The sequence below is a fragment of the Glutamicibacter sp. BSL13 genome, assembly GCF_052928425.1.
Window position 1 is genome coordinate 1 of the sequence record NZ_JAVGCZ010000043.1, and the last position, 21,211, is coordinate 21,211.

Annotated in this window: 19 protein-coding genes; 16 read left to right on the forward strand and 3 right to left on the reverse strand. The window is 65.0% G+C overall.

From position 1 onward, the window contains the following. The 9 genes from RCJ92_RS09320 to RCJ92_RS09360 all read left to right on the forward strand — a co-directional run. Positions 1-789: dihydrolipoamide acetyltransferase family protein (locus tag RCJ92_RS09320; RefSeq protein ID WP_446754394.1), on the forward strand; the 789-nt coding region annotated here is incomplete at its 5' end. Positions 790-987: 198 nt separating this feature from the next. Continuing rightward, positions 988-2,631: a peptide ABC transporter substrate-binding protein gene (locus RCJ92_RS09325; protein WP_446754395.1), complete on the forward strand. Its 1,644-nt coding sequence runs from the start codon at positions 988-990 to the stop codon at positions 2,629-2,631. A 184-nt stretch (positions 2,632-2,815) separates the two neighbouring features. Then, a complete protein-coding gene (locus RCJ92_RS09330) occupies positions 2,816-3,742 on the forward strand; it encodes an ABC transporter permease (protein ID WP_138173374.1) in 927 nt (308 codons plus the stop codon). Positions 3,743-3,773: 31 nt separating this feature from the next. Then, complete coding sequence (locus RCJ92_RS09335; protein WP_138173442.1) at positions 3,774-4,748, forward strand: ABC transporter permease; 975 nt, start codon at positions 3,774-3,776, stop codon at positions 4,746-4,748. 2 nt (positions 4,749-4,750) lie between these two features. Further along, positions 4,751-6,382: an ABC transporter ATP-binding protein gene (locus RCJ92_RS09340; protein ID WP_446754396.1), complete on the forward strand. Its 1,632-nt coding sequence runs from the start codon at positions 4,751-4,753 to the stop codon at positions 6,380-6,382. 455 nt (positions 6,383-6,837) lie between these two features. Then, a complete protein-coding gene (locus RCJ92_RS09345) occupies positions 6,838-8,634 on the forward strand; it encodes an ABC transporter family substrate-binding protein (RefSeq protein ID WP_138173370.1) in 1,797 nt (598 codons plus the stop codon). Between the two features lie 141 nt (positions 8,635-8,775). Then, on the forward strand, positions 8,776-10,293 hold the full coding sequence (locus tag RCJ92_RS09350) for an ABC transporter permease (protein WP_138925849.1): 1,518 nt from the start codon (positions 8,776-8,778) through the stop codon (positions 10,291-10,293). A gap of 106 nt (positions 10,294-10,399) precedes the next feature. Further along, the gene (locus RCJ92_RS09355; RefSeq protein ID WP_391495662.1) at positions 10,400-11,488 is read left to right on the forward strand and encodes an ABC transporter permease; all 1,089 of its coding nucleotides are present in this window, start codon (positions 10,400-10,402) and stop codon (positions 11,486-11,488) included. Further along, positions 11,485-13,173, forward strand: a complete 1,689-nt coding sequence (locus RCJ92_RS09360; RefSeq protein ID WP_446754397.1) for an ABC transporter ATP-binding protein — start codon at positions 11,485-11,487, stop codon at positions 13,171-13,173. The genes RCJ92_RS09355 and RCJ92_RS09360 overlap by 4 nt, the downstream gene beginning before the upstream one ends. A 255-nt stretch (positions 13,174-13,428) precedes the next feature. On the opposite strand, the gene RCJ92_RS09365 is transcribed toward RCJ92_RS09360, so the two are convergent. Further along, positions 13,429-13,893, reverse strand: a complete 465-nt coding sequence (locus RCJ92_RS09365) for a GNAT family N-acetyltransferase (protein WP_138173364.1) — start codon at positions 13,891-13,893, stop codon at positions 13,429-13,431. Positions 13,894-13,961: 68 nt separating this feature from the next. Beyond that, positions 13,962-14,579 carry a TetR/AcrR family transcriptional regulator gene (locus RCJ92_RS09370; RefSeq protein ID WP_054821527.1) on the reverse strand — a complete coding sequence of 206 codons (618 nt, stop codon included), beginning with the start codon at positions 14,577-14,579 and terminating at the stop codon, positions 13,962-13,964. A 208-nt stretch (positions 14,580-14,787) separates the two neighbouring features. Here RCJ92_RS09370 and RCJ92_RS09375 point away from each other — a divergent pair, with 208 nt between their 5' ends. Both RCJ92_RS09375 and RCJ92_RS09380 read left to right on the forward strand, forming a co-directional pair. Continuing rightward, the gene (locus tag RCJ92_RS09375; RefSeq protein ID WP_138925852.1) at positions 14,788-15,942 is read left to right on the forward strand and encodes an acyl-CoA dehydrogenase family protein; all 1,155 of its coding nucleotides are present in this window, start codon (positions 14,788-14,790) and stop codon (positions 15,940-15,942) included. A 13-nt stretch (positions 15,943-15,955) separates the two neighbouring features. Beyond that, a complete protein-coding gene (locus RCJ92_RS09380) occupies positions 15,956-16,447 on the forward strand; it encodes a MaoC family dehydratase (RefSeq protein ID WP_446754398.1) in 492 nt (163 codons plus the stop codon). A gap of 78 nt (positions 16,448-16,525) precedes the next feature. Here RCJ92_RS09380 and RCJ92_RS09385 read toward each other — a convergent pair whose 3' ends face one another. Further along, positions 16,526-17,047: a YybH family protein gene (locus RCJ92_RS09385; RefSeq protein ID WP_446754399.1), complete on the reverse strand. Its 522-nt coding sequence runs from the start codon at positions 17,045-17,047 to the stop codon at positions 16,526-16,528. Between the two features lie 193 nt (positions 17,048-17,240). Between RCJ92_RS09385 and dxr the strand changes: the two genes are divergently transcribed. The 5 genes from dxr to RCJ92_RS09410 all read left to right on the forward strand — a co-directional run. Next, complete coding sequence (gene dxr / locus RCJ92_RS09390) at positions 17,241-18,455, forward strand: 1-deoxy-D-xylulose-5-phosphate reductoisomerase (RefSeq protein ID WP_360028712.1); 1,215 nt, start codon at positions 17,241-17,243, stop codon at positions 18,453-18,455. Beyond that, positions 18,452-19,792 (forward strand): M50 family metallopeptidase, encoded by a 1,341-nt coding sequence (locus RCJ92_RS09395; protein WP_446754400.1) that lies wholly within the window; start codon positions 18,452-18,454, stop codon positions 19,790-19,792. Before dxr ends, RCJ92_RS09395 begins: the two co-directional genes overlap by 4 nt. Positions 19,793-19,816: 24 nt before the next feature. After that, complete coding sequence (locus tag RCJ92_RS09400; RefSeq protein WP_446754401.1) at positions 19,817-20,119, forward strand: YciI family protein; 303 nt, start codon at positions 19,817-19,819, stop codon at positions 20,117-20,119. 263 nt (positions 20,120-20,382) lie between these two features. Continuing rightward, positions 20,383-20,889 carry a hypothetical protein gene (locus RCJ92_RS09405; RefSeq protein ID WP_343831121.1) on the forward strand — a complete coding sequence of 169 codons (507 nt, stop codon included), beginning with the start codon at positions 20,383-20,385 and terminating at the stop codon, positions 20,887-20,889. A 72-nt stretch (positions 20,890-20,961) separates the two neighbouring features. Then, positions 20,962-21,211, forward strand: a 250-nt coding sequence (locus RCJ92_RS09410; RefSeq protein ID WP_446754402.1) for an NAD(P)-binding protein, incomplete at its 3' end; no start/stop codon positions are given.

Below are 21,211 nucleotides of genomic sequence, written 5' to 3' on the forward strand. Positions count from 1 at the left end.
CTGGCGGCCCGCGGCACGCAGGCCACCGCCGGGCAGCAGCCTGCCGTCGCGCAGGGACAGCCGCCCGCGCCCTCGCCCGCGGCACAGGACGAGGACCGGGTGGTGAAGATCAGTGCGGTGCGCCGCGCGACGGCCAAGGCGATGGTCGACTCCGCCTTCAGCGCCCCGCACGTCACCGAGTTCTTGACCGTGGATGTCACCGCGAGCCTGGAACTGATCGAGCAGCTCAAGCAGCACCCGAGCCTGCGGGGGAAGCACGTGAACTTCACGACCCTGCTGGCCCTGGTCAGCACCCGGCTGCTGGCCACCCACCGCGCCATCAACGCCAGTTGGGATGGGGAGAACGGGCAGATCATCGAACGCGGCTCGGTGAACCTGGGGATGGCGGTGTCCACCGACCGGGGACTGCTGGTTCCGGTGGTGCCGGCCGCGCAGCGCCTGTCACTGGGCGAGCTGGCCGAGGCGCTGTCCGGCATCATCGAACAGGGCCGGGCCGGGACGCTGTCCCCGGCGCAGCTCAGCGGCGGTACGTTCTCAATCACGAACGTGGGAGTCTTCGGCGTGGATGCCGGTACACCCATCTTGCCGCCGGGTCAAGCGGCAATCCTCGCCGTGGGGCAGATCAAGCGCCGTCCGTGGGAGTACCGGGACGAGCTGGCGCTGCGCCACACGGCCACGCTGGCGCTGTCCTTCGACCACCGGCTGATCGACGGGAAGGAGGGCAGCCAGTTCCTCGCGGACCTCGGAGGTGTGCTGGAAAATCCGGGGCTGATCAACCTTTTCAGATAATCGCGGGACCGTGACGCTGGCGCCATTTTCCCATGTATGCATATCAGGCGGATAACAATCCGCAAAATATGTGAATGTTCATTAGTTGTTTCGGAATGTTTGCTGTAACGTCTTTCACTAGTGCTGCGGCTCACTAGTGCCGTGGGACACAGACTGTTCGTTGTAGCGAACTGCAACTCAAAGTTGAGGAGAAATAGGATGCGATACTCGCAGGCATCCAAGGCGCTGGCGCTGTCCGCGGCCTTGGCGCTAACCCTAACCGCTTGCGGTGGTGGCTCGTCCGACGAAGGTGGCAACGGATCCGCTGAGGGCGGCGGCGACACCTCGAAGGTCATTAGCGCTAATACCACCGAACCGCAGAACGGCCTGCTGCCGGCCAACACCAACGAAGTTGGTGGCGGCCGCATCATGGACATGATCTTCACCGGCCTGGTCAGCTACGACGCTGACGGCAAGGTCGTCAACGAGATCGCCGAGTCGATCGAGACCGAGGACTCGCAGAACTACACCATCAAGATCAAGGAAGGCCAGACCTTCTCCGATGGTTCCCCGGTGACCGCGGCATCCTTCGTCGACGCCTGGAACTTTGGCGCCGCAGCGAAGAACGCGCAGCTGAACTCCTACTTCTTCGAGTCCATCAAGGGCTACGACGAGGTCATCAAGAAGGACGCGAAGACCGACGAGATGGAGGGGCTGAAGGTTGTGGACGACCACACCTTCACCGTGGAACTGAGCCAGCCGGAGTCCGACTTCCCGCTGCGCCTGGGATACACGGCCTTCTACCCGCTGCCGGAGGCCGCGTATGACGACCCGAAGGCCTTCGGCGAGAAGCCGGTGGGCAACGGCCCGTACAAGTTGACCGAGTGGAACCACGACGTCAACCTGAAGCTGGAGCCGAACGAGAGCTACGACGGTCCGCGCAAGACGCAGAACGCCGGCATCGACTTCAAGGTCTACCAGTCCACCGAGTCGGCCTACCAGGACCTGCTGTCGAACAACCTCGACGTGCTGGACCAGGTGCCGCCAAGCGCATTGGCGCAGTTCCAGGATGACCTCGGGGACCGTTCGGTCAACTCGCCGTACGCCGGCAACGCGACCATCACCATCCCGAACTACATCGACCACTTTGGCCAGGACGAGGAAGGCAACCTGCGCCGCCAGGCGATTTCCCGCGCGATCGACCGCCAGCAGATCATCGACAAGATCTACTTCGGCAACAAGGTCATCGCCAAGGAATTCACCGCCCCGGTCCTGGAAGGCTACTCGGACTCGATTCCGGGCAGCGAGGTGCTGGAGTTCAACGTGGACGAAGCCAAGAAGCTGTGGGAGGAAGCGAACAAGATCAATGAATGGTCTAGCGCTTCGCTGTCCATCGGCTACAACGTCGACGGTGCCGGCAACAAGGAATACGTTGAGGCCGTGGTGAACCAGATCAAGAACAACCTGGGCATCGACGCCACTCCGGAGCCGTTCACCTCCTTCAAGGCCCTGCGTGACAAGGTCACCGCCAAGGACATGAAGGGCGGCTTCCGCACCGGCTGGCAGGCCGACTACCCGTCGCTGTACAACTTCCTCGGAGCCCTGTACGGCACCGGCGCCGGCTCGAACGACGGCGACTACTCCTCGAAGGAATTCGACCAGAAGCTCTCGGAGGGGTTGGCTGCCAAGACCCCCGAGGACGGCGCGAAGATCTTCAACGAAGCCCAGGAGATCCTGTTCAAGGACCTGCCGGCCATCCCGCTGTGGTACCAGGCAGTCCAGGGCGGCTGGAGCGACAACGTCTCCAACGTCGAATTCGGGTGGAACGGCGTGCCGCTCTACTACGAGATCACCGGCAAGTAATTTGCGAGTGGCCTGAGCCGTGGAAGCGGTTCGGGTGCTTGTGCACGGCGAAGGGAGACCCTCCTGCGTGTGGGTCTCCCTTTGACGTGTCACTTCACCAAGCTTGCGCGTCCGGCAATATCCGACGGAAATGAGGAAAGACAATGGCCCAGTGCCCTACCGCATCATGGAGTGAGACCCAGCCATGATTACATTTACGCTACGAAGGTTCCTGCAGCTGATACCGGTGTTCCTCGGTGCCACCCTGCTGGTCTACTTCCTGGTCTTCGCGACCCCTGGTGACCCCATCCAGGCGCTGTCCGGCGGTAAGCCGATGTCCCCGGCGGTAGAGTCCGCCCTGCGCGCCCAGTACAACCTGGACAAGCCGTTCTGGCTGCAGTATGCCCTGTACCTCAAGAGCCTGGTGACCTTCGACTTGGGCACCACCTTCTCCGGCCAGGAAGTGCGCGACGTGCTGGCCCGGGCCTTCCCGGTCACCGCGCGCCTGGCCGTGATGGCCCTGGCCATCGAATCGGTCTTTGGCATCATCTTCGGCGTCATCGCCGGGATGCGCAAGGGCAAGATCTTCGACTCCACCGTGCTGATCGCCTCGCTGATCGTGATCGCCGTGCCGACCTTCGTGCTGGGCTTCGTGCTGCAGTACGTGGTGGGCGTGCAATTGCAGTGGGCCAAGCCAACCGTTTCCGGGGGCGCGCGCTGGGATGAGCTGATCCTGCCGGCCGTGGTGCTGGGCCTGGTGTCCTTCGCCTACGTGCTGCGCCTGACCCGTACCTCGATCATTGAGAACAAGCAGGCCGACTACGTGCGCACCGCCACCGCCAAGGGGCTGAGCCGCAACCGCGTGATCACCGTGCACATTCTGCGCAACTCGCTGATCCCAGTGGTCACCTACCTGGGCGCCGACCTCGGTGCCCTGATGGGCGGCGCAATCGTCACCGAGGGCATCTTCAACGTGCCCGGGGTGGGCCACCTGCTCTACCAGGCGATCCAGAAGGGCGAAACGCCCACCGTGGTGGCCGTGGTCGGGGTGCTGGTGATCGTGTTCGTGCTCGCCAACCTGATCGTTGACCTGCTCTACGCCCTGCTTGACCCGAGGATCCGTTATGCCTGAGAACATCACACCAACTAATGCCTCCGGCGGCATGGAACCCAACCGCCGGGCCGGGAAGGTCTCCAAGTACCACATCCCGCACTACGTCGCCCCGCTGGACGAAACGCCGCTGAAGGCAGTGGACGCGGTGGAGGAAACCAGCAAGCCGCTGTCCATGTGGGCTGAGGCCTGGCGTTCGCTGCGCAAGCAGCCGCTGTTCATCATCTCGGTCATCATGATTTTGGCGGTGCTGTTCGTCGCCGCGCTGCCCGGGGTGCTCACCGGCAACGACCCGCTGCAGTGCGATCTGATGAACTCCAACTCCCCGGCCACCGAAGGCCACCCCATGGGCTTTAACTTCCAGGGCTGCGACATCTACTCCCGCGTCATCTACGGCACCCGGGCCTCCCTGCTGGTGGGCGTGATGACCACGATCTTCGTGGTGATCATTGGTGGTTCCATTGGCGCGCTGGCCGGCTACTACGGTGGTTGGCTGGATGCGGTGCTGGCCCGCATCGGTGACATTTTCTTCGCCCTGCCGCTGATCCTGGGCGCCATCATCGTGATGCAGCTGCCGGCGTTCCGCGAGAACAAGAGCGTGTGGACGGTGATCGTGACCTTGACGATCTTCGGCTGGCCGCAGGTGGCCCGCATCGCCCGCGGTGCGGTCATCGAATCGCGCGCGGCCGACTACGTGAAGGCCTCTCGGGCCCTGGGCCTGTCCAAGTTCAGTGCCCTGGTCAAGCACGTGATCCCGAACTCGCTGGCCCCGATCATCGTGATCGCGACCGTGAACCTGGGCATCTACATCGTGGCCGAGGCGACGCTGTCCTTCCTGGGCATCGGCCTGCCGCCGGACGTGATGAGCTGGGGTAACGATATCGCCGCAGCCCAGACCCAGCTGCGCAACAACCCGTGGGTGCTGTTCTGGCCCGCACTGTTCCTCTCCGCCACCGTGCTCAGCTTCATCATGCTCGGCGATGCCGTGCGTGATGCGCTGGATCCCAAGTCCCGGAAGGGGGCCTAGTCATGGCTGAGACCCAAACTCCGCAGCCGCTGCTGGAAATCAAGGACCTGGCCATCACCTTCTCCACCCCGGACGGGCCGGTGCACGCGGTACGCGATGCCAACCTGATCGTCATGCCGGGGGAGACCGTGGCAATCGTGGGCGAGTCCGGTTCGGGCAAGTCCACCACCGCGCTGTCGGCCATCGGCCTGCTGCCGGGCAACGGCAAGGTCTCCTCGGGGCAGATCCTCTTCGATGGGGAGGACATTGCCCAGGCCAGCGAGAAGCGCTTCGTGCAGCTGCGCGGCAACCAGATTGGCATGGTCCCGCAGGACCCGATGAGCAACCTGAACCCGGTGTGGAAGATCGGCTTCCAGGTGCGCGAGACGCTCAAGGCCAACGGCCTGGCCGGGAAGAACCCGAAGGAACGGGTCTCCCAGGTGCTGGCCGACGCCGGGCTGCCGGACCCGGAAACCCGTGCCGGGCAGTACCCGCACGAGTTCTCCGGCGGCATGCGCCAGCGTGCGCTGATCGCCATTGGCCTGGCCTGCCGTCCGCGGCTGCTGATCGCCGATGAACCGACCAGCGCGCTGGATGTGACCGTGCAGCAGCAGATCCTGGATCACCTGGACACCATGACCAGCGAACTGGGCACCGCGGTGCTGCTGATCACCCACGACCTGGGCCTGGCCGCCGAACGCGCCGAGAAGGTTGTGGTGATGTACAAGGGGCGGGTGGTTGAATCCGGCCCGGCCCTGGAGCTGCTGCGCAATCCGCAGCACCCGTACACCAAGCGCCTGATCGCCAAGGCCCCATGCCTGGCCAGCCAGCGGGTGGACCCTTCCGAGGGGGCGGGAGCCAAGGCGAAGGATGAGCTGCTGAAGATCACGGACCTGACCAAGGTCTTCGATATCCGCCGCGGTTTTGGGCGCAAGGACAAGTTCACCGCGGTGGACAAGGTCTCCTTCTCGATCCCACGCGGCACCACCACCGCAGTGGTGGGCGAATCCGGGTCGGGCAAGTCCACCATCGCCCAGATGGTGCTGAACCTGCTGGAGCCGACCAGCGGGGAGATCGAATTCGACGGTGAGAAGATGGGCAAGCTCAGCGAGAAGGAACTGTTCAAGTTCCGTCGCCGGGTCCAGCCCATCTTCCAGGACCCCTACGGGTCCCTGGACCCGATGTTCTCGATCTACCGCACCATCGAGGAACCGTTGCGCATCCACGGGATCGGCAACTCGGCCAGCCGGCAGAAGCGGGTGAAGGAACTGCTGGACCAGGTCTCGATGCCGGCCTCGACCATGCACCGCTTCCCGAATGAGCTCTCCGGTGGCCAGCGCCAGCGCATCGCCATCGCCCGTGCCCTGGCCCTGCAGCCGGAGATGATCGTGTGCGACGAGGCCGTCTCGGCCCTGGACGTGCTGGTCCAGGCCCAGGTGCTGGAGCTGCTCGATGAGCTGCAGCGCGAGCTGGGGCTGACCTACCTGTTCATTACCCACGACCTGGCGGTGGTGCGCCAGATCGCCGACCACGTCTGCGTCATGGAGCGCGGGCAGATCGTTGAACAGGGCACGGCCGATGACATCTTCAACGATGCCAAGACCGAGTACACCCGCAACCTGCTCGGCGCGATCCCGGGGGCGACCCTGATCTAGCCGCAGCCAGGGCCGCGGGCCCGCGGTGCGCGGGTTCCGTCACGAACAGGCGCCACCGATCCCATCTGGGATCGGTGGCGCCTGTTTTCGTCGTTCAAGACGCAAATTCAGGAAATGCTTCGGATTCTTACCTCCTGAAGCAGATGTTGCAAAAATGTTATAAAGCAATTCCTTGAGGTTGGGTGCATCCTAACGCGTTCCCATTGAATTTTCCCAATGTGAAAGAGTTCCTTGAGTTCTCGCGGATATGAGAGCCGCGTCACGATACGGGTGGGTAACTATGGCGCATAACACCTCGTTACGAGAGCTGGCTCACGCCGAATCTGAAGCGCTCTTTTTATATCCAAGGACCCAAAAACCCGCTAGTCTATTGCTCAACGGAATCCATCGTGTGATGTATTCCACATGGAACCGAGGGTTCTTCACCGTTTGCTCGATCATCTCAAGGAGGCGAAATGCGCTTTCAACGCGTTTCGAAGGCCGTAGCGCTGGGCGCTGCTTTGGCCTTTACCATGTCGGCCTGTGCACCGGGTGGATCCGATGCACCGCAGGAAAGCGGGTCGGCGACCCAGAACGGCGGAGGCGGCGGCGACGCCAGCACCACCGGCCTGGCCGACCTGGGTGACATCACCACCAAGGACGACACCATCACCGTCAGCGTGGGTGCACCGGAGTTCATTAGCTACAACGGCTTCACTCCGCAGACCTACTCGACCTACAACTCGGCCATCACCGACCGCCTGGTCTCGGGCTTCTCCTACTTCGGCACCGATGGAAAGATCTACGCCAACGAGGACCTGGGATCCTACGAGAAGGTCAGCGACGACCCGCTGACCATCGAGTACACCATCTCCGATGACGCCAAGTGGTCCGATGGCACCCCGATCACCACCGCGGACGCGGTGCTGGCCTGGGCCATCCAGAACCCGAACCTGAAGGACGGGGACAAGGCCCTGTTCGACTCGGTTTCCCAGGACCTGGGTGACACCGTCCCCAAGGGCCCTGAAGGCGAACCGGACAGCAAGAAGTTCACCGTGACCTTCAAGGCCCCGGATCCGGACTGGGAAATCCAGACCTGGATGGTCAGCCCGGCCCACGTGGTCGCCAAGCAGGGCGGCATGTCCACCGAGGAAATGGTGGAGGCCGTGCGCAACGGCGACGGCAAGGCGCTGAAGAAGGCCGCCGAGTTCTGGAACACCGGATGGAACACCGACCCGGGCAAGCTGCCCGACGAGGCGCTGATCCCGTCCTCCGGCCCCTACAAGCTGGACAGCTGGCAGGCCGGTGAGTCGGTGACCCTGGTGGCCAACGAGAACTACTACGGCACCCCGGCAGCGACCAAGAACATCACCTTCCGCTTCTCCGCCGACAACACCATGGTGCAGTCGCTGGAGAACCAGGACCTGAACGTCATTGCTCCGCAGCCCACCGTGGACACCCTGACCCAGCTGGAAGCCTTGGGGGATTCGGTAACCGTGTTGACGGGTGACACCTTGACCTGGGAGCACCTGGACTTCAACTTCCGTGATGGCAACGCGATGACCGATCCGGAACTGCGCAAGGCCTTCGCCATGTGCGTTCCGCGCCAGGAAATCGTGGACAACCTGATCAAGCCGCTGAACCCGGACGCCAAGGTGATGAACCTGCGCGAGGTCTTCCCCTTCCAGGAGAACTACCAGGAAGTGGTCGACGCAGCCTATGACGGCCGCTACGACGAGGTGGACGTTGACGGGGCCAAGAAGATCCTGGAGGACAACGACGCGGTGGGCACCAAGGTGCGCATCGGCTACTCCTCGCCGAACGAACGCCGCACCAACGAGGTGGCTGCGATCAAGTCCTCCTGTGACAAGGCGGGCTTCAAGGTCGAGGACGCCGGTGATCCGCAGTTCTTCGCCCCGGGCGGTACCCAGGAGCGTGGTGACTACGAGGTAGCACTGTTCGCCTGGGCCGGTTCCGGCCAGATCTCCTCGGGCCAGAACATCTACTCCACCGGCAAGCCGCAGAACTACGGCAAGTTCTCCAACAAGGAAGTTGACCAGGCTTGGGAGACCCTGGCCGGATCGCTGGACCCGGCCGTGCACCTGGAGCAGACCAAGAAGATCGAAAAGCTGCTGTGGGATGAGCTGTACGGTATCCCGCTGTTCGCCCACCCGGGTCTGAACGCCGCCAGCTCCGACATCGACAACGTCCGCTTCACCGCCACCCAGAGCGGCATTGTTTGGAACGCCGAACAGTGGGTGCGAGCAGAGTAGCAGTCCCCGGACCGCTAGCTGACTCCAACCGCTGAACGCCTGTGGGGCCCGACCCATCGGTCGGGCCCCACAGCATGCCCGCGGCCAGCCCACCGGCTGCCCACAGCGTTCACGGTGCCGTAGAGAGTAGGTAAACACACCGTGCTGAAATACATCCTCAAGCGACTGGCCTCCGCCCTGGGCGTGCTGCTGGGCGCCTCACTGCTGCTGTACATCCTGGTCATCAATTCCGGTGACCCCCTGGGGGATCTTCGGGAGTCCAACGCCGACAACCGAGAATTCCTCATGCAGCAGCGCATCGAGTACATGGAGCTGGACCAACCCTGGTATGGCCGGTACCTGGGCTGGCTTGCCGGTGCCTCCCGCTGCCTGATCGGGCAATGTGACCTGGGCCGGAACATCAACGGCATCGAGGTCTCCGGACTGCTGTCCAACGCCGCCTCCTCGACCCTGCGACTGGTGGTGCTGGCCACCATCATCGCGGCCATCGTCGGCATCGCCATCGGTGTGCTGACCGCGGTCCGCCAGTACTCGGGCCTGGACTACCTGGTCACCTTCCTGACCTTCCTCTTCTTCTCCCTGCCGGTCTTCTGGGCCGCGGTGCTGCTGAAGAACTACATGGCCATCGAATTCAACAATTGGATCGCCGCGCCCCACATCACGCTGGGCACCTCCATACTGATCGGCATCATCGCCGGTGTGATCCTGCAAATGCTGCTGGGCGGCTCGCTCAAGCGCCGGGGACTGACCCTGGTCATCACCGCCGTGTTCGTGCCGCTGATGCTGCAGTACTCCCTGTGGCTGAACTTCTACCGCTACCCGCAGATGGGGCCGGCGGTCATCGTGGTGCTCACCGGGCTGGTGGCGCTCAGCGCCACCGCCATGAGCGTGGGCCTGAAGGAACGCCGCGTCCTGTACCCGGCACTGATCACCACTGCCCTGGTGCTGGTGATCTACTACGCCAGCTTCAACCTGCTGCTGGAACCCAACGTCTGGGTCCTGCTGCTGGGCCTGATCCTGGCCCTGGCCCTGCCGGCCGTCATTGGCCGGATGATGGGCGGGCGGCTGCGCAAGGCGGCGATGAGCGTCAGCATGCTGGTGGGCTTCACCGGTGCCGCACTGACCGTGATCGATCACCTGTTCCGCGCCTGGCCGGGATTCATGAAGATCAAGTCCCGCCCCATTTCCACGATCGGCTCCTCCACCCCGAACCTGGAGGGCGGGTTCTGGGACCACTTCCTGGACAACGGCACCCAGCTGCTGCTGCCCACCATCCTGCTGGCGATCATTTCCCTGGCCAGCTACTCGCGCTACACCCGCTCCTCCATGCTTGAGGTGCAGCAGCAGGATTACATCCGCACCGCGCGCTCCAAGGGCCTGGCCGAACGCACCGTGATCTTCCGTCACGCCTTCCGCAACGCGCTGATCCCGATCGCCACCATCGCGGCCTTCGACTTCGCCGGACTGATCGGCGGCGCGGTGATCACCGAAACCGTGTTCGGCTGGAAGGGCATGGGCGAAATGTTCACCACCGGGCTGCGCGCCGTGGACCCGAACCCGGTGATGGCCTTCTTCCTGGTCACCGGCACCGCCGCGATCCTGTTCAACCTGCTGGCCGACATCGTCTACGCGCTGCTTGACCCGCGCATTCGCGTATAGGACGGATCAGATGGCAAAGCATAGAAATTCAGGGTGGGACACCGAAGGACACACCATGAGCAACACCAATGACACCGAGCGTCAGGGCTCCCTGCCGCGCGAACCGATGCCGGATGACGTGACCACCGGCGAGCAGCTGCATGGCAGCGAGCCGATTGAGGATCCGCTGGAGCAAAACCTCACCTCGATCGCCGAGGTGGAGGACGCCAAGCTCTCCCGCAACGACGAGCAGTCCAAGAGCCAGGGACGCATTGTCCTGGAACGCTTCATGCGCCACCGTCCGGCCATGATCTCCTCGGCGGTGCTGATCCTCATTACCGTCGTGGCGTTCACCTCCATCGGCTACGGACCGATTCCCGGTTGGTGGGGCCAGTCCTACCTGAATGCCGGAGAAGTCGTCAACGGCGGCAAGCCGACGATGAGCCTGCTGCCCACCTGGCTGGGTGGCTCCGGCTTCCAGATCGGGGAGCACCCGTTCGGACAGGATTCAATTGGCAAGGACTACTTCGCGCTGGTGATGAACGGGACCCAGAAGTCCATCATCATCGGCGTGGTGGTGGGCCTGGTCTCCACCTTCATCGGCTCGATCGTCGGCGCGATCGCCGGCTACTTCCGCGGGTGGGTCGATGAGGTGCTGATGCGCCTGACCGATCTGTTCATCGTGATTCCGCTGCTGGTGCTGGCCGCCGTGCTCGGCCAAATGGCCGGGGCCTCCTCCGGTTCGATCATCACCCTGGCCCTGGTGCTGGGCCTGGTGACCTGGACGGGCCTGGCCCGCCTGGTGCGCGGCGAGGTGCTCTCCCTGCGGGAACGCGAGTACGTCGCCGCCGCCCAGGCCATGGGCTCCAAGACCGGCCGGGTGGTCTTCAAGCACCTGCTGCCCAACACCATCGGGGTGATCGTGGTCAACGCGACCTTCGCGATTGCAGGGGCGATCCTGCTTGAGTCCTCGTTGTCCTTCCTGGGCTTCGGGGTCAAGGCGCCCGAGTCCTCGCTGGGCCTGTTGATCAGCCAATACCAGAACGCGTTCACCTCCCGCCCGTGGCTGTTCTGGTGGCCGGGCATGATCATCGTGGCCATCGCATTGAGCGTGAACTTCCTCGGTGACGGGCTGCGCGACGCGTTCGACCCGCGCCAGACCTTTAGGGCACGCCGCCGCCGACTGTCGCTGAAGATCCGGAAGGAGCAGGCATGAGCACCGAGATGAGCGAAAACTACGCACTGAGCTTCAAGGACCTGAAGGTCACCTTCGAAACCGAGAGCCGTGACGTGCATGCGGTGAAGGGGCTGAGCCTTGAGGTGCGTCCCGGGGAAGTGGTGGCGCTGGTCGGCGAGTCCGGTTCGGGCAAGTCGGTCACCTCCACCGCGGCCATGGGGCTGCTGCCGGGCAACGCGAACGTGAGCGGAGCGGCCCGGGTGGGCAACGTCAACGTGGTGGGACTGGACCAGGGACGGATCCGCAAGATGCGCGCCACCGACATCGCCATGGTCTTCCAGGAGCCGATGACGGCCCTGAACCCGGTGCTCACCGTTGAGCGCCAGCTGACCGAGGCGCTGGAGCTGCACGGAATCGCCTACGGCAAGGAGGCGACCGCCCGGGCGGTGGAACTGCTGAGCATGGTGGGGATCCCGGACCCCGAACGCCGTATCCGCCAGTACCCGCACCAGTTCTCCGGCGGCCAGCGCCAGCGCATCGTCATAGCCATGGCGATTTCCTGCGACCCGAAGGTGATCATCGCCGACGAGCCGACCACGGCGCTGGATGTGACCGTGCAGGCCGAAATCCTGGACTTGCTGCGCGAACTGAAGGACCGGCTGAACACCGGCATCCTGCTGATCACCCACAACATGGGCGTGGTCGCGGACATGGCAGACCGGGTCGCGGTGATGTTCCAGGGAAACCTGGTGGAAACCGGGACCGTGGACCAGGTGCTGCTCAGCCCCCGCCACGAATACACGCAACGGCTGCTGGCCGCCGTGCCCAAGCTGCGCGAATTCTCGCTGAACGGTACCGGCTCGCACGCGGCGGAAACCCATGCCAGCCAGGGCGCCCAACCCGGGCGGGAACTGGTGCTGGAGGCCAAGGACCTGGTCCTGGAGTACGACATGCGCGGCACCAAGTACCGGGCGGTGGAGGGGGTTTCCTTCGACATCGCCAAGGGTGAGGTGCTGGGCATCGTGGGGGAGTCCGGTTCGGGCAAATCCACGGTGGCCAAGGCGGTGCTCGGCCTGCTGCCGGTCGCCGAGGGCAGCCTGCTGGTGCAGGGCAACAACCTGCCCAAGCTCTCCCCGCGCCAGGCCCGGGAGGTGCGCAAGTCCATCGGGGTGATCTTCCAGGACCCGGCCGCCTCCCTGAACCCGCGCTTCCCGATCGGTGAATGCATCACCGAGCCGATGGTGGTGCACAAGGTGGGGAACAAGGCCTCGCGGATCAAGCGCGCCCAAGAGCTGCTGGACGCGGTGAAGCTGCCGCGCAACGTGATCAACCGCTACCCGCACGAGCTCTCCGGCGGACAGCGCCAGCGCATCTGCATCGCCCGGGCGCTGACGCTCAGCCCGCAGCTGCTGATCGCGGACGAGCCGACCAGTGCGCTGGACGTCTCGGTACAGGCCGTGGTGCTGGAGATGCTGCAGGATCTGCAGCGCGACTTCAACTTCGCCTGCCTGTTCGTCAGCCACGACCTGGCGGTGGTGGACATGCTGGCCGATTCGGTGGTGGTCATGCAAAACGGCAAGGCGGTGGAGCAGGGCCGGGTCACCGATGTGCTGCACGCCCCGCAGCATGACTACACTCGCCGCCTGTTGGCCGCGGCCCCGGTGCCCGACCCGCACCAGCAGGCCGAACGCCGTGCAGCGTGGCGGATCCTGAACAAGTCATAGCCGCGCAGCGGTGAACCGAACTGCCTGCGGTGCCCGGTCCTGGGGGGACGGGTGCCGCAGGCTCTTTTTATGCCCACGACGGTAAAGGCCCCCGCGACGGCGAGGGTCGCGGGGGCCTCAGGCGTGCAATGGCCGTTCCGGGATTAAACAGCACCGGGGGTTAAACAGCACCGGGTGAAACAGGAGCCGCGATGGCGGCACGTCCTGTTTCACCCGGTGGTGGCCGGCGCGGCGTCGTTGGCGCGCGGCGGGCAGCTAGTCCAGCTGCATGACGTTTTCGGTGACCACTTCGGCGCGGGAGTTGGAAAAGACATCCTCGGTGCCCACCAGCTTGAAGCCCCGGCGTTCCAGGACCTTGATCGATCCCAGGTTGTCCTGCACCACGTGGGCGAGCAGCGGACGCTTGGTGTATTCGGCGAGGAAGGCATCCACGGCGCTGGTGGTGATGCCCTTGCCCCAGAACTTGCTGGAGGTCCAGAAGTTGATCTCCGGGGTCTTCTCATGCTCGAAGACCAGGATGGACCCGGCCACCTCGCCCTCGTGCTCGATGGTGCGCACAATGACCTTGGGGTCATTGAGGATGGAGGACCAGTGGTGGTTGAACACCGAGCGGTCCGAGGGGTTGCGCGCCTGATAGGCAGCCATCAGGTTGGCCTCCGGCTCCTGCTGGTGGGCGAAGAAGTCGTCGAGGTCGGAAGGGCGCACTTCACGTAGATGCACGAGAACAGCCTTTCGTCTTGAAACGGGGACCGCATCGGTCGATACGGCATCAAAATGGGTGGTCGGCACTAGCCTACCGGGGAAGTGAGGGCGGCGAGAGCCATCTGGGACAGCAGCGCCTTCAAACCGGACTTCTTGGTGCGCGGGTTGTGAACCGAATGTGACGTCGAGTTCAGCAGCCCGAAGACCGCATGGGCCCGGAAGCGATTGATTTGCGAGGTCGCGTTCGGGTGCAGCTTGCCCAGCTGGTCCGTCCACAACCCGATGTAGGAGTTCTGCAGCTTGCGAACCAGCTGCAGCTCATTCTTGGGCAGCGACTTCAGGTCGCGGTCCTGCACCTGGATGATGTCCGGGCGCGAGAGCGAGAAGTCGGTGTGGAAGTCCACCAGTCGGCCCAGCACCTCCAGCGGCTCACCGCCGGAACCCACCGCCTTCTGCCCGCCGTCGAGGATGTCCTTGGACATGTCCACCATCAGCGCGATCAGCACGGCCTGCTTGCCGGAGAAATGCCGGTACACCGCTGGCCCGGAAATCCCGCAGGCCGCCCCCAGATCCTCCAGTGACACCCCCGCGTAGCCGTGCAGGGCAAAGAGCCGGGTGGCCTCGCGCAACAGGGACTCGCGCCGCTCGGCCTTGGCCCGCTCACGCTCGGTCGGCTCGCTCAGATGCGGGTAGCTCCTGGCCATGTGAACGCCCCCTTGCACTCGTGGTTCGGCTAACGCTAGACAAGTGTGAACTACGCCACTAGTCTCGAATTAGTTAATCATTATTAACCTTACGTGCTGTGCCGGGGCGACTCAACGCATTACGCACCGGCACCGCCAAGTCCCTCGCCGTCCCCGGGACCCACCGGCACCCGGGTGCGGCGCGACCAAGCTGTGGAGGAAGACTCGCATGTTGGAACACGAACTGGATGAGAGCTACCAGGACCTGGTGCAGGTAGTCCGCGAATTTGCCCGTGAGGTTGTTGCCCCGGTCAGCGCCCACCATGATGCCACCCACACCTTCCCGTATGAGGTTGTGGCGCAAATGGGGGAGCTGGGACTATTCGGGCTGCCCATCAGTGAGGACTACGGCGGCATGGGAGGGGACTACTTCGCCCTGGCCCTGGCGCTGGAGGAATTGGGGCGGGTGGACCAGTCGGTGGCCATCACGCTGGAAGCCGGGGTGTCCCTGGGCGCCATGCCGATCTACCGTTTTGGCTCCGAGGAGCAGAAGCAGCGCTGGCTGCCGGAACTGGCCGCCGGCACGAAGCTGGGCGGCTTTGGGCTGACCGAGCCGGGCGCCGGATCCGACGCCTCGGCCTCCAAGACCAAGGCCGTGCTGCAGGACGGGCAGTGGAAGATCAATGGGGCCAAGGAGTTCATTACCAACTCCGGCACCGACATCACCTCGCACGTGAGCATCACTGCGGTCACCGGCCAGGACGCGAAAACCGGCGCCAAGGAAATCTCCGCGCTGATCGTGCCCAGCGGCACCCCCGGCTTCACCGTGGAGCCGGCCTACGACAAGGTCGGCTGGCGGGCGAGCGACACCCACCCGCTGAGCTTCAACGACGCGGTGGTTCCCGAGGAGAACCTGCTCGGCGAGCGCGGACGCGGCTACGCCTATTTCCTGGAGATCCTGGATGAGGGTCGCATCGCGATCGCGGCCCTGGCCACCGGCGCCGCCCAGGGCTGCCTGGACGAGGCCGTCGAGTATGCCAAGACCCGCACCACCTTCGGCACGGCGATCGGCAAGAACCAGGCGATCTCCTTCACCATCGCGCGCATGGCCTCCCGGGTGCATTCGGCCCGCCTGGCCTATTATGCGGCGGCGGCGAAGATGCTGGCCGGACAGGACTTCAAGATCGAGGCGGCGCATGCGAAGCTGATCGCCTCCGAGGCGGCCATGGACAATGCGCGTGATGCCACCCAGGTCTTCGGCGGCTACGGCTTCATCAACGAGTCGCTGGTGGCCCGGCACTACCGGGATTCAAAGATCCTGGAAATCGGCGAGGGCACCACCGAGGTGCAGCTGATGCTGATTGCCCGCAGCCTGGGACTGTAGGGCAGGGGCACAGATGAAGCGGATTGAGCAGCGCGGCCTGTATTTTGATGAGCTTCAGGAGGATGCGCTCTATGTGCATTCCCCGGGACGGACCATGACCGAGACCGACAACGTCCTGTTCACGACCATGACCATGAACACCCAGGCGCTGCACCTGGATGAGGTGTTCGCCAGCGCCCAGCCCCTGGGCGGGCGGGTCATGAATTCGATGTTCACCCTGGCCACCATGGTGGGCCAGTCGGTGCCGCAGCTGACCCAGGGCACCATCGTGGGGCAGCTGGGACTGTCCGAAATCAACTTCCCGCACCCGCTCTACCCGGGGGACACGCTGTACACGGAGTCGAAGGTCATCAGCCTGCGGGAGAGCAAGTCGAAACCGGGGATGGGCATTGCCACGTTCGAACACACGGGCAAGAACCAGGACGGCGTGGTGGTGGCCACCGCCCGGCGCACCTGCCTGATGTTCACCCGGCAAGGGCACAGCACGGCCGGGTCGGGGCAGTAGCCCGCGGCTGCACGCGGGGCAAACCACGGCGCTGCGCCGGCCCCGAACCCCAGGGTGGTTCGGGGCCGGCGGCCCAGGCTAGCTCCCGCTCTTGGGGGAGAGGTTCTTATAGGACGCGGTGCGCAGGGTGCCGCCTTCGGCCACGTGGGTTTGCATCCCGGGGGCGCGGTCGGTGTTCTGGGCGCTGACGGCCCGCCAGATCTGACCCTCGCGTTCGGCCACGAAGCTGAAGATCCCGGTGCGGGCCCCGGCCTTCTGGCCGTGCTCGGTGTTCTGCCCGGTCACCTCCCACAGGGCGTGGACCACCGCATGGTCCTGGCCCAGGGGGCGCACGCGCACCTCGATCAGCGCCATGAAGCTGTCGGCGAAGATCCGTTCAAACCCGTAGGCGTGCCGGTCCATGATGGTTTCGCGGTCGTTCCACCACAGGCCCACGACGTTCACGAAGTCCGCGTCCGTGGCAAAGACGGCGCCCAGGGCCTGGGCGTCCTTCTTGTTCCAGCCCTCGGCGAAGAGCTCGGGAATCTGCTGCGGGGTGCTGGCGTTCTTCACCGCCACTGCCTCGTCCGCCTGGTTGCCGTTGTTCGCCTGGTTCTCCATGAGCTGCTGCCCTCCTGCTGACGTTGCTGGGATCCGCGGCCGTCCGCCAGCACCATGCCGGTGCGCGCCAGCGGGGCGGGGGACCTGAGCCCAGAGTAGTGCGGCGCCCGCGCCCCAGGCGAGCCAACCGGTTCAGAATCACACCCCGGCCAGCTCTTTGGGCGCTCACAGCGTTCACGTCCATAATTGTTGGGTGAGCACCAAATCTGTTTTTACCCCCGCCGGGCACCCGCGCCGCGTCACGCTGCTTGGATCCACCGGCTCCATCGGCACCCAGGGCCTGGACGTCATCGCCAAGGCCCCTGAACGCTTTAGCGTCGCCGCGCTCGCCGGAGGACGCAACCTCACCCTCCTGGCCCAGCAGGCGGTGGCCTTCCGCGCCGAACTGGTCGGGTGCGCGCTGCCCGACGTGGACGCCCTGGCCTCGGCGATCGCCCAGGCCGCCGAGGCCGCCGGGGTCAGCGGCTACCACCCGCAGCTGGTCGCCGGTGAGCAGGCGGCCACCACCGTGGCCGGGTATGAGCGTGCCGATGTGGTGCTCAACGGGATTACCGGGGCCATCGGGCTGAAGCCCACCCTGGCCGCACTTCAGGCCGGTCACCTGCTGGCGCTGGCCAACAAGGAATCCCTGATCATTGGCGGGCAGGTCGTCAAGGCCGCCGCCGCCCCAGGGCAGATCGCCCCGGTGGACTCCGAACACTCCGCCCTGGCCCAGGCCCTGCGTTCGGGCACCCCCGATGAGGTGGCCAAGCTGATCGTCACCGCCTCCGGCGGACCGTTCGTCGGCTACAGCCGTGAACAGCTGCGCGAGGTCAGCCCCGAGCAGGCGCTGGCGCACCCGACCTGGGACATGGGCCGGGTGGTCACCACGAACTCGGCGACCATGGTCAACAAGGCGCTGGAGGTCATCGAGGCGCACCTGCTCTTTGACGTACCGCTGGATCGGATCGAACCGGTTGTGCACCGCCAGTCGATCGTGCACTCAATGGTTCAGTTCATTGACGGTTCGGTGATCGCCCAGGCCTCCCCGCCGGACATGCGCCTGCCGATCGCGCTGGGCATGAACTGGCCGCACCGGGTTCCCGGGGCCGCGCAGGCCTGTGATTTCTCCACCGCCGCCAGCTGGACGTTCGAGCCGCTGGATGAGCAGGTGTTCACCGCGGTGCGCCTGGCCAAGCAGGCCGCGCAGGCCTCGGCGACGCACATGGCCGTGTACAACGCGGTGAACGAGGAAGCGGTGGACGCCTTCCACGACGGGCGCATCCGCTTCACCGACATCGTGGACACCATCGAACGGGCGCTGGAGGCCTACCAGGCGCCGCAGCAGGCACCCAGCGCCGAGCTGGTGCTGGACACCGACCGCTGGGCGCGGTCCTTCGCCGGGAACTTCATCAAGGAGCTGGCATGAACACACTCATGTTCATTGGCGGGGTGCTGGTCATGGTGGTGGCGATCGCCGCCTCGATCGCCCTGCACGAGGTGGGGCACCTGCTGCCGGCCAAGAAGTTCGGGCTGCGGGTTCCGCAGTACATGATCGGCTTTGGCAAGACCCTGTTCTCCTTCAAGCGCGGGGAAACCGAGTATGGTCTCAAGGCGATCCCGCTGGGCGGCTACGTGTCCATGGTGGGCATGTACCCGCCGCGCGCCCAGGCCGTGGCGGGCAAGAAGCCCGGGCTGATGACCCGCGCGTTCGGGCAGCTGATCGATGATGCGCGCTCCCAGGCCAACGAGCAGGTGGTGGACACCGACGCGGGCCGGATGTTCTACCAGCTGCCGATCCACAAGCGGATCATCATCATGCTCGGTGGTCCGCTGGTGAACCTGGTGATCGGCTTCGTGATGATCGCGATCGTGGTGATGGGCTTCGGGGTCTCCACCGCCACCACCACGGTGTCCGAGGTGTACCAGTGCATGGCCACCGCGCAGAACGCCGATGAGGCCCAGTGCGGTGCCAACGACCGGTCAGCCCCGGCCTACGCGGCCGGGCTGCGTCCGGGGGACACCATCACCTCGGTCAACGGCCAGCCGGTGGCCCACGATGAATGGTACGAGTTGACCGGGGTGATCCGCGAGCACCCGGGCCAGAGCATCGCCCTGGAGTATGAGCGGGACGGGACCAGCCACAGCACCACGCTGACCCCCTACCGGACCGAGCGTCCGCAGCTGGATCCCAACGGCTACCCGGTGAGCGGGGATGACGGCAAGATGCTCACCGAGCAGGTGGGGTTCGTGGGGATGAGCTCCAGTGTCCAGAATCTGCCCCAGCCGCTCAGCGCGGTGCCGGCAGTGGTGGGCAACCAGCTGACGCAGATCGGCAACGTCATCCTGCACCTGCCCCAGCGCCTGGTGGATGTGGCGCAGGCGGCCTTTGGCACCGAGGAACGCGACCCGAACGGGCCGGTGTCCGTGGTCGGGGTGGGCCGGATCGCCGGGGAAATCAACGCCTCGGAGCAGCTGGGGCTGCAGGACAAGGTCGCCTCACTGATCTCGCTGATTGGCGGGCTGAACCTGGCGTTGTTCGCCTTCAACCTGATCCCGCTGCTGCCCCTGGATGGCGGGCACGTGGCCGGGGCGCTGTTCGAAGGGCTCAAGCGCTTCTTCGCCCGGCTGCGGGGGCAGAAGGACGTGGCCCCGGTGGACACGCTGAAGCTGTTGCCGCTGACCTACGTGGTGGTGGTGGGCATGATGATCATGGGCGGGCTCTTAATATACGCGGACATCTTCAAACCCATCCAGATCTTCTAGGCGCCGTGCCGCTACGCTGAAACCATGAAAGTTTTTGCCGTTGAATACGTGTACGCCGAAGATTCCGAAGAACTGCGCAATGAGCACCGCCCGACCCACCGCGGGTACCTGTCCGAATTCCTTGAATCCGACGGTCCGGTGCAGCTGCTGGCCTCCGGGCCGTGCCCGATCAACGATGGGGCGCTGCTGATCATGCGCGCCGAGTCGGAAGAGGCGCTGCGCAAGGTGCTGGAGGAGGATCCGTTCAACAAGACCGGCGCCCTGGACAAGACCGTGATCACCCAGTGGAATCCGGTCACTGGCCTGCTGAAGGAATACTCCTCGTAGGCCACAATCCTGCCTTTCCGGTGAACCGCTCGGTGCCTGGCGCACCGGTGCGGGACATTCCCGGCCCATCAGCAATGGTGGGCCGGGAGTCCTGTTTTAACGTCCCCGCACCCCAGGGGGAACAGCCGGTGCGGGTTAGGTGGGAAAACACCGTGAAATCCTCCCGGTGGTTGGCCGGGTCCGGGCTGCCCGGTAGCGTGCGGAGCACAGAAGGACGCACCGGCACCGGTGCGCCCCGGACCGACCGCGGAGGACCACCGGCCATGGCCACTGACATGCGCATCGATCAGGACAAACTGCATCAGTACCTCAGCGAGCACCTCTTGGGCTCCCGCTCCGGACTGGAACACTTCAAGGCGGCCGTCGAAACATGGCAGGGCACAGCCAATGAACAGCGTCTGATCTCCCTGGAGAATCAGGTGCACGCCGACCAGGAGGACCTGAAGCGGATCATTGCCCAGCTGGGTTTCGAAGAGCACAAGGCCTTGAAACTCTTTGCCCCTCTCGCCTGGATCGTGGGGCGCTTTAACCCGTTCAACCCCTCCCGCATGCGACGGCTCTCGCTGGCCCAGGTGCAGCTGGATGTGCTGACCGGCCTGCTGAACGCCAAGCTGCGCATGTGGCGAACCCTGGAGCTAATGGTCCCCGAGGAGCCGCGGCTGGATCCGGACCTGCTGGCGGACCTGGCCCGGCGGGCCGAGGACCAGATCAGTCAACTGTGCGATATCAGCAACGACTCCTGGAAGGACCGCTTCATCGACAAGGGCTAGGCGCACAGCCGAGCAGGAAGCCGACCGTCCCGGCCAGGGACGGTGAAGAACAGGAACAGGGGAGAACGAGCAATGGTGTTGCGTGCGAACGTGGTGGGTTCTGGACCCAATGGCCTGACCGCCGCGGCGGTGCTGGCCGAGCACGGGGTACAGGTGCAGCTTTTCGAGCGCAACGCCGTGGTTGGCGGTGCCGCCGCCTCGGGCCACACCCTGGGTGATGATGTCACCGTCGACCTGGGCGCGGCGGCGCACCCCTTCGCCTACGGCAGCCCGGCATTCGCGCATCTGGGACTGACCGAGGCGGGGCTGGAGTGGGCGTTCC

Coding starts and splice junctions, on each gene's coding strand:
- RCJ92_RS09325 (WP_446754395.1), top strand. CDS start 988: ATGCGATACTCGCAGGCATCCAAGGCGCTGGCGCTGTCCGCGGCCTTG.
- RCJ92_RS09330 (WP_138173374.1), top strand. CDS start 2,816: ATGATTACATTTACGCTACGAAGGTTCCTGCAGCTGATACCGGTGTTC.
- RCJ92_RS09335 (WP_138173442.1), top strand. CDS start 3,774: ATGGAACCCAACCGCCGGGCCGGGAAGGTCTCCAAGTACCACATCCCG.
- RCJ92_RS09340 (WP_446754396.1), top strand. CDS start 4,751: ATGGCTGAGACCCAAACTCCGCAGCCGCTGCTGGAAATCAAGGACCTG.
- RCJ92_RS09345 (WP_138173370.1), top strand. CDS start 6,838: ATGCGCTTTCAACGCGTTTCGAAGGCCGTAGCGCTGGGCGCTGCTTTG.
- RCJ92_RS09355 (WP_391495662.1), top strand. CDS start 10,400: ATGCCGGATGACGTGACCACCGGCGAGCAGCTGCATGGCAGCGAGCCG.
- RCJ92_RS09360 (WP_446754397.1), top strand. CDS start 11,485: ATGAGCACCGAGATGAGCGAAAACTACGCACTGAGCTTCAAGGACCTG.
- RCJ92_RS09370 (WP_054821527.1), bottom strand. CDS start 14,579: ATGGCCAGGAGCTACCCGCATCTGAGCGAGCCGACCGAGCGTGAGCGG.
- RCJ92_RS09375 (WP_138925852.1), top strand. CDS start 14,788: ATGTTGGAACACGAACTGGATGAGAGCTACCAGGACCTGGTGCAGGTA.
- RCJ92_RS09380 (WP_446754398.1), top strand. CDS start 15,956: ATGAAGCGGATTGAGCAGCGCGGCCTGTATTTTGATGAGCTTCAGGAG.
- RCJ92_RS09385 (WP_446754399.1), bottom strand. CDS start 17,047: ATGGAGAACCAGGCGAACAACGGCAACCAGGCGGACGAGGCAGTGGCG.
- RCJ92_RS09395 (WP_446754400.1), top strand. CDS start 18,452: ATGAACACACTCATGTTCATTGGCGGGGTGCTGGTCATGGTGGTGGCG.
- RCJ92_RS09400 (WP_446754401.1), top strand. CDS start 19,817: ATGAAAGTTTTTGCCGTTGAATACGTGTACGCCGAAGATTCCGAAGAA.
- RCJ92_RS09405 (WP_343831121.1), top strand. CDS start 20,383: ATGGCCACTGACATGCGCATCGATCAGGACAAACTGCATCAGTACCTC.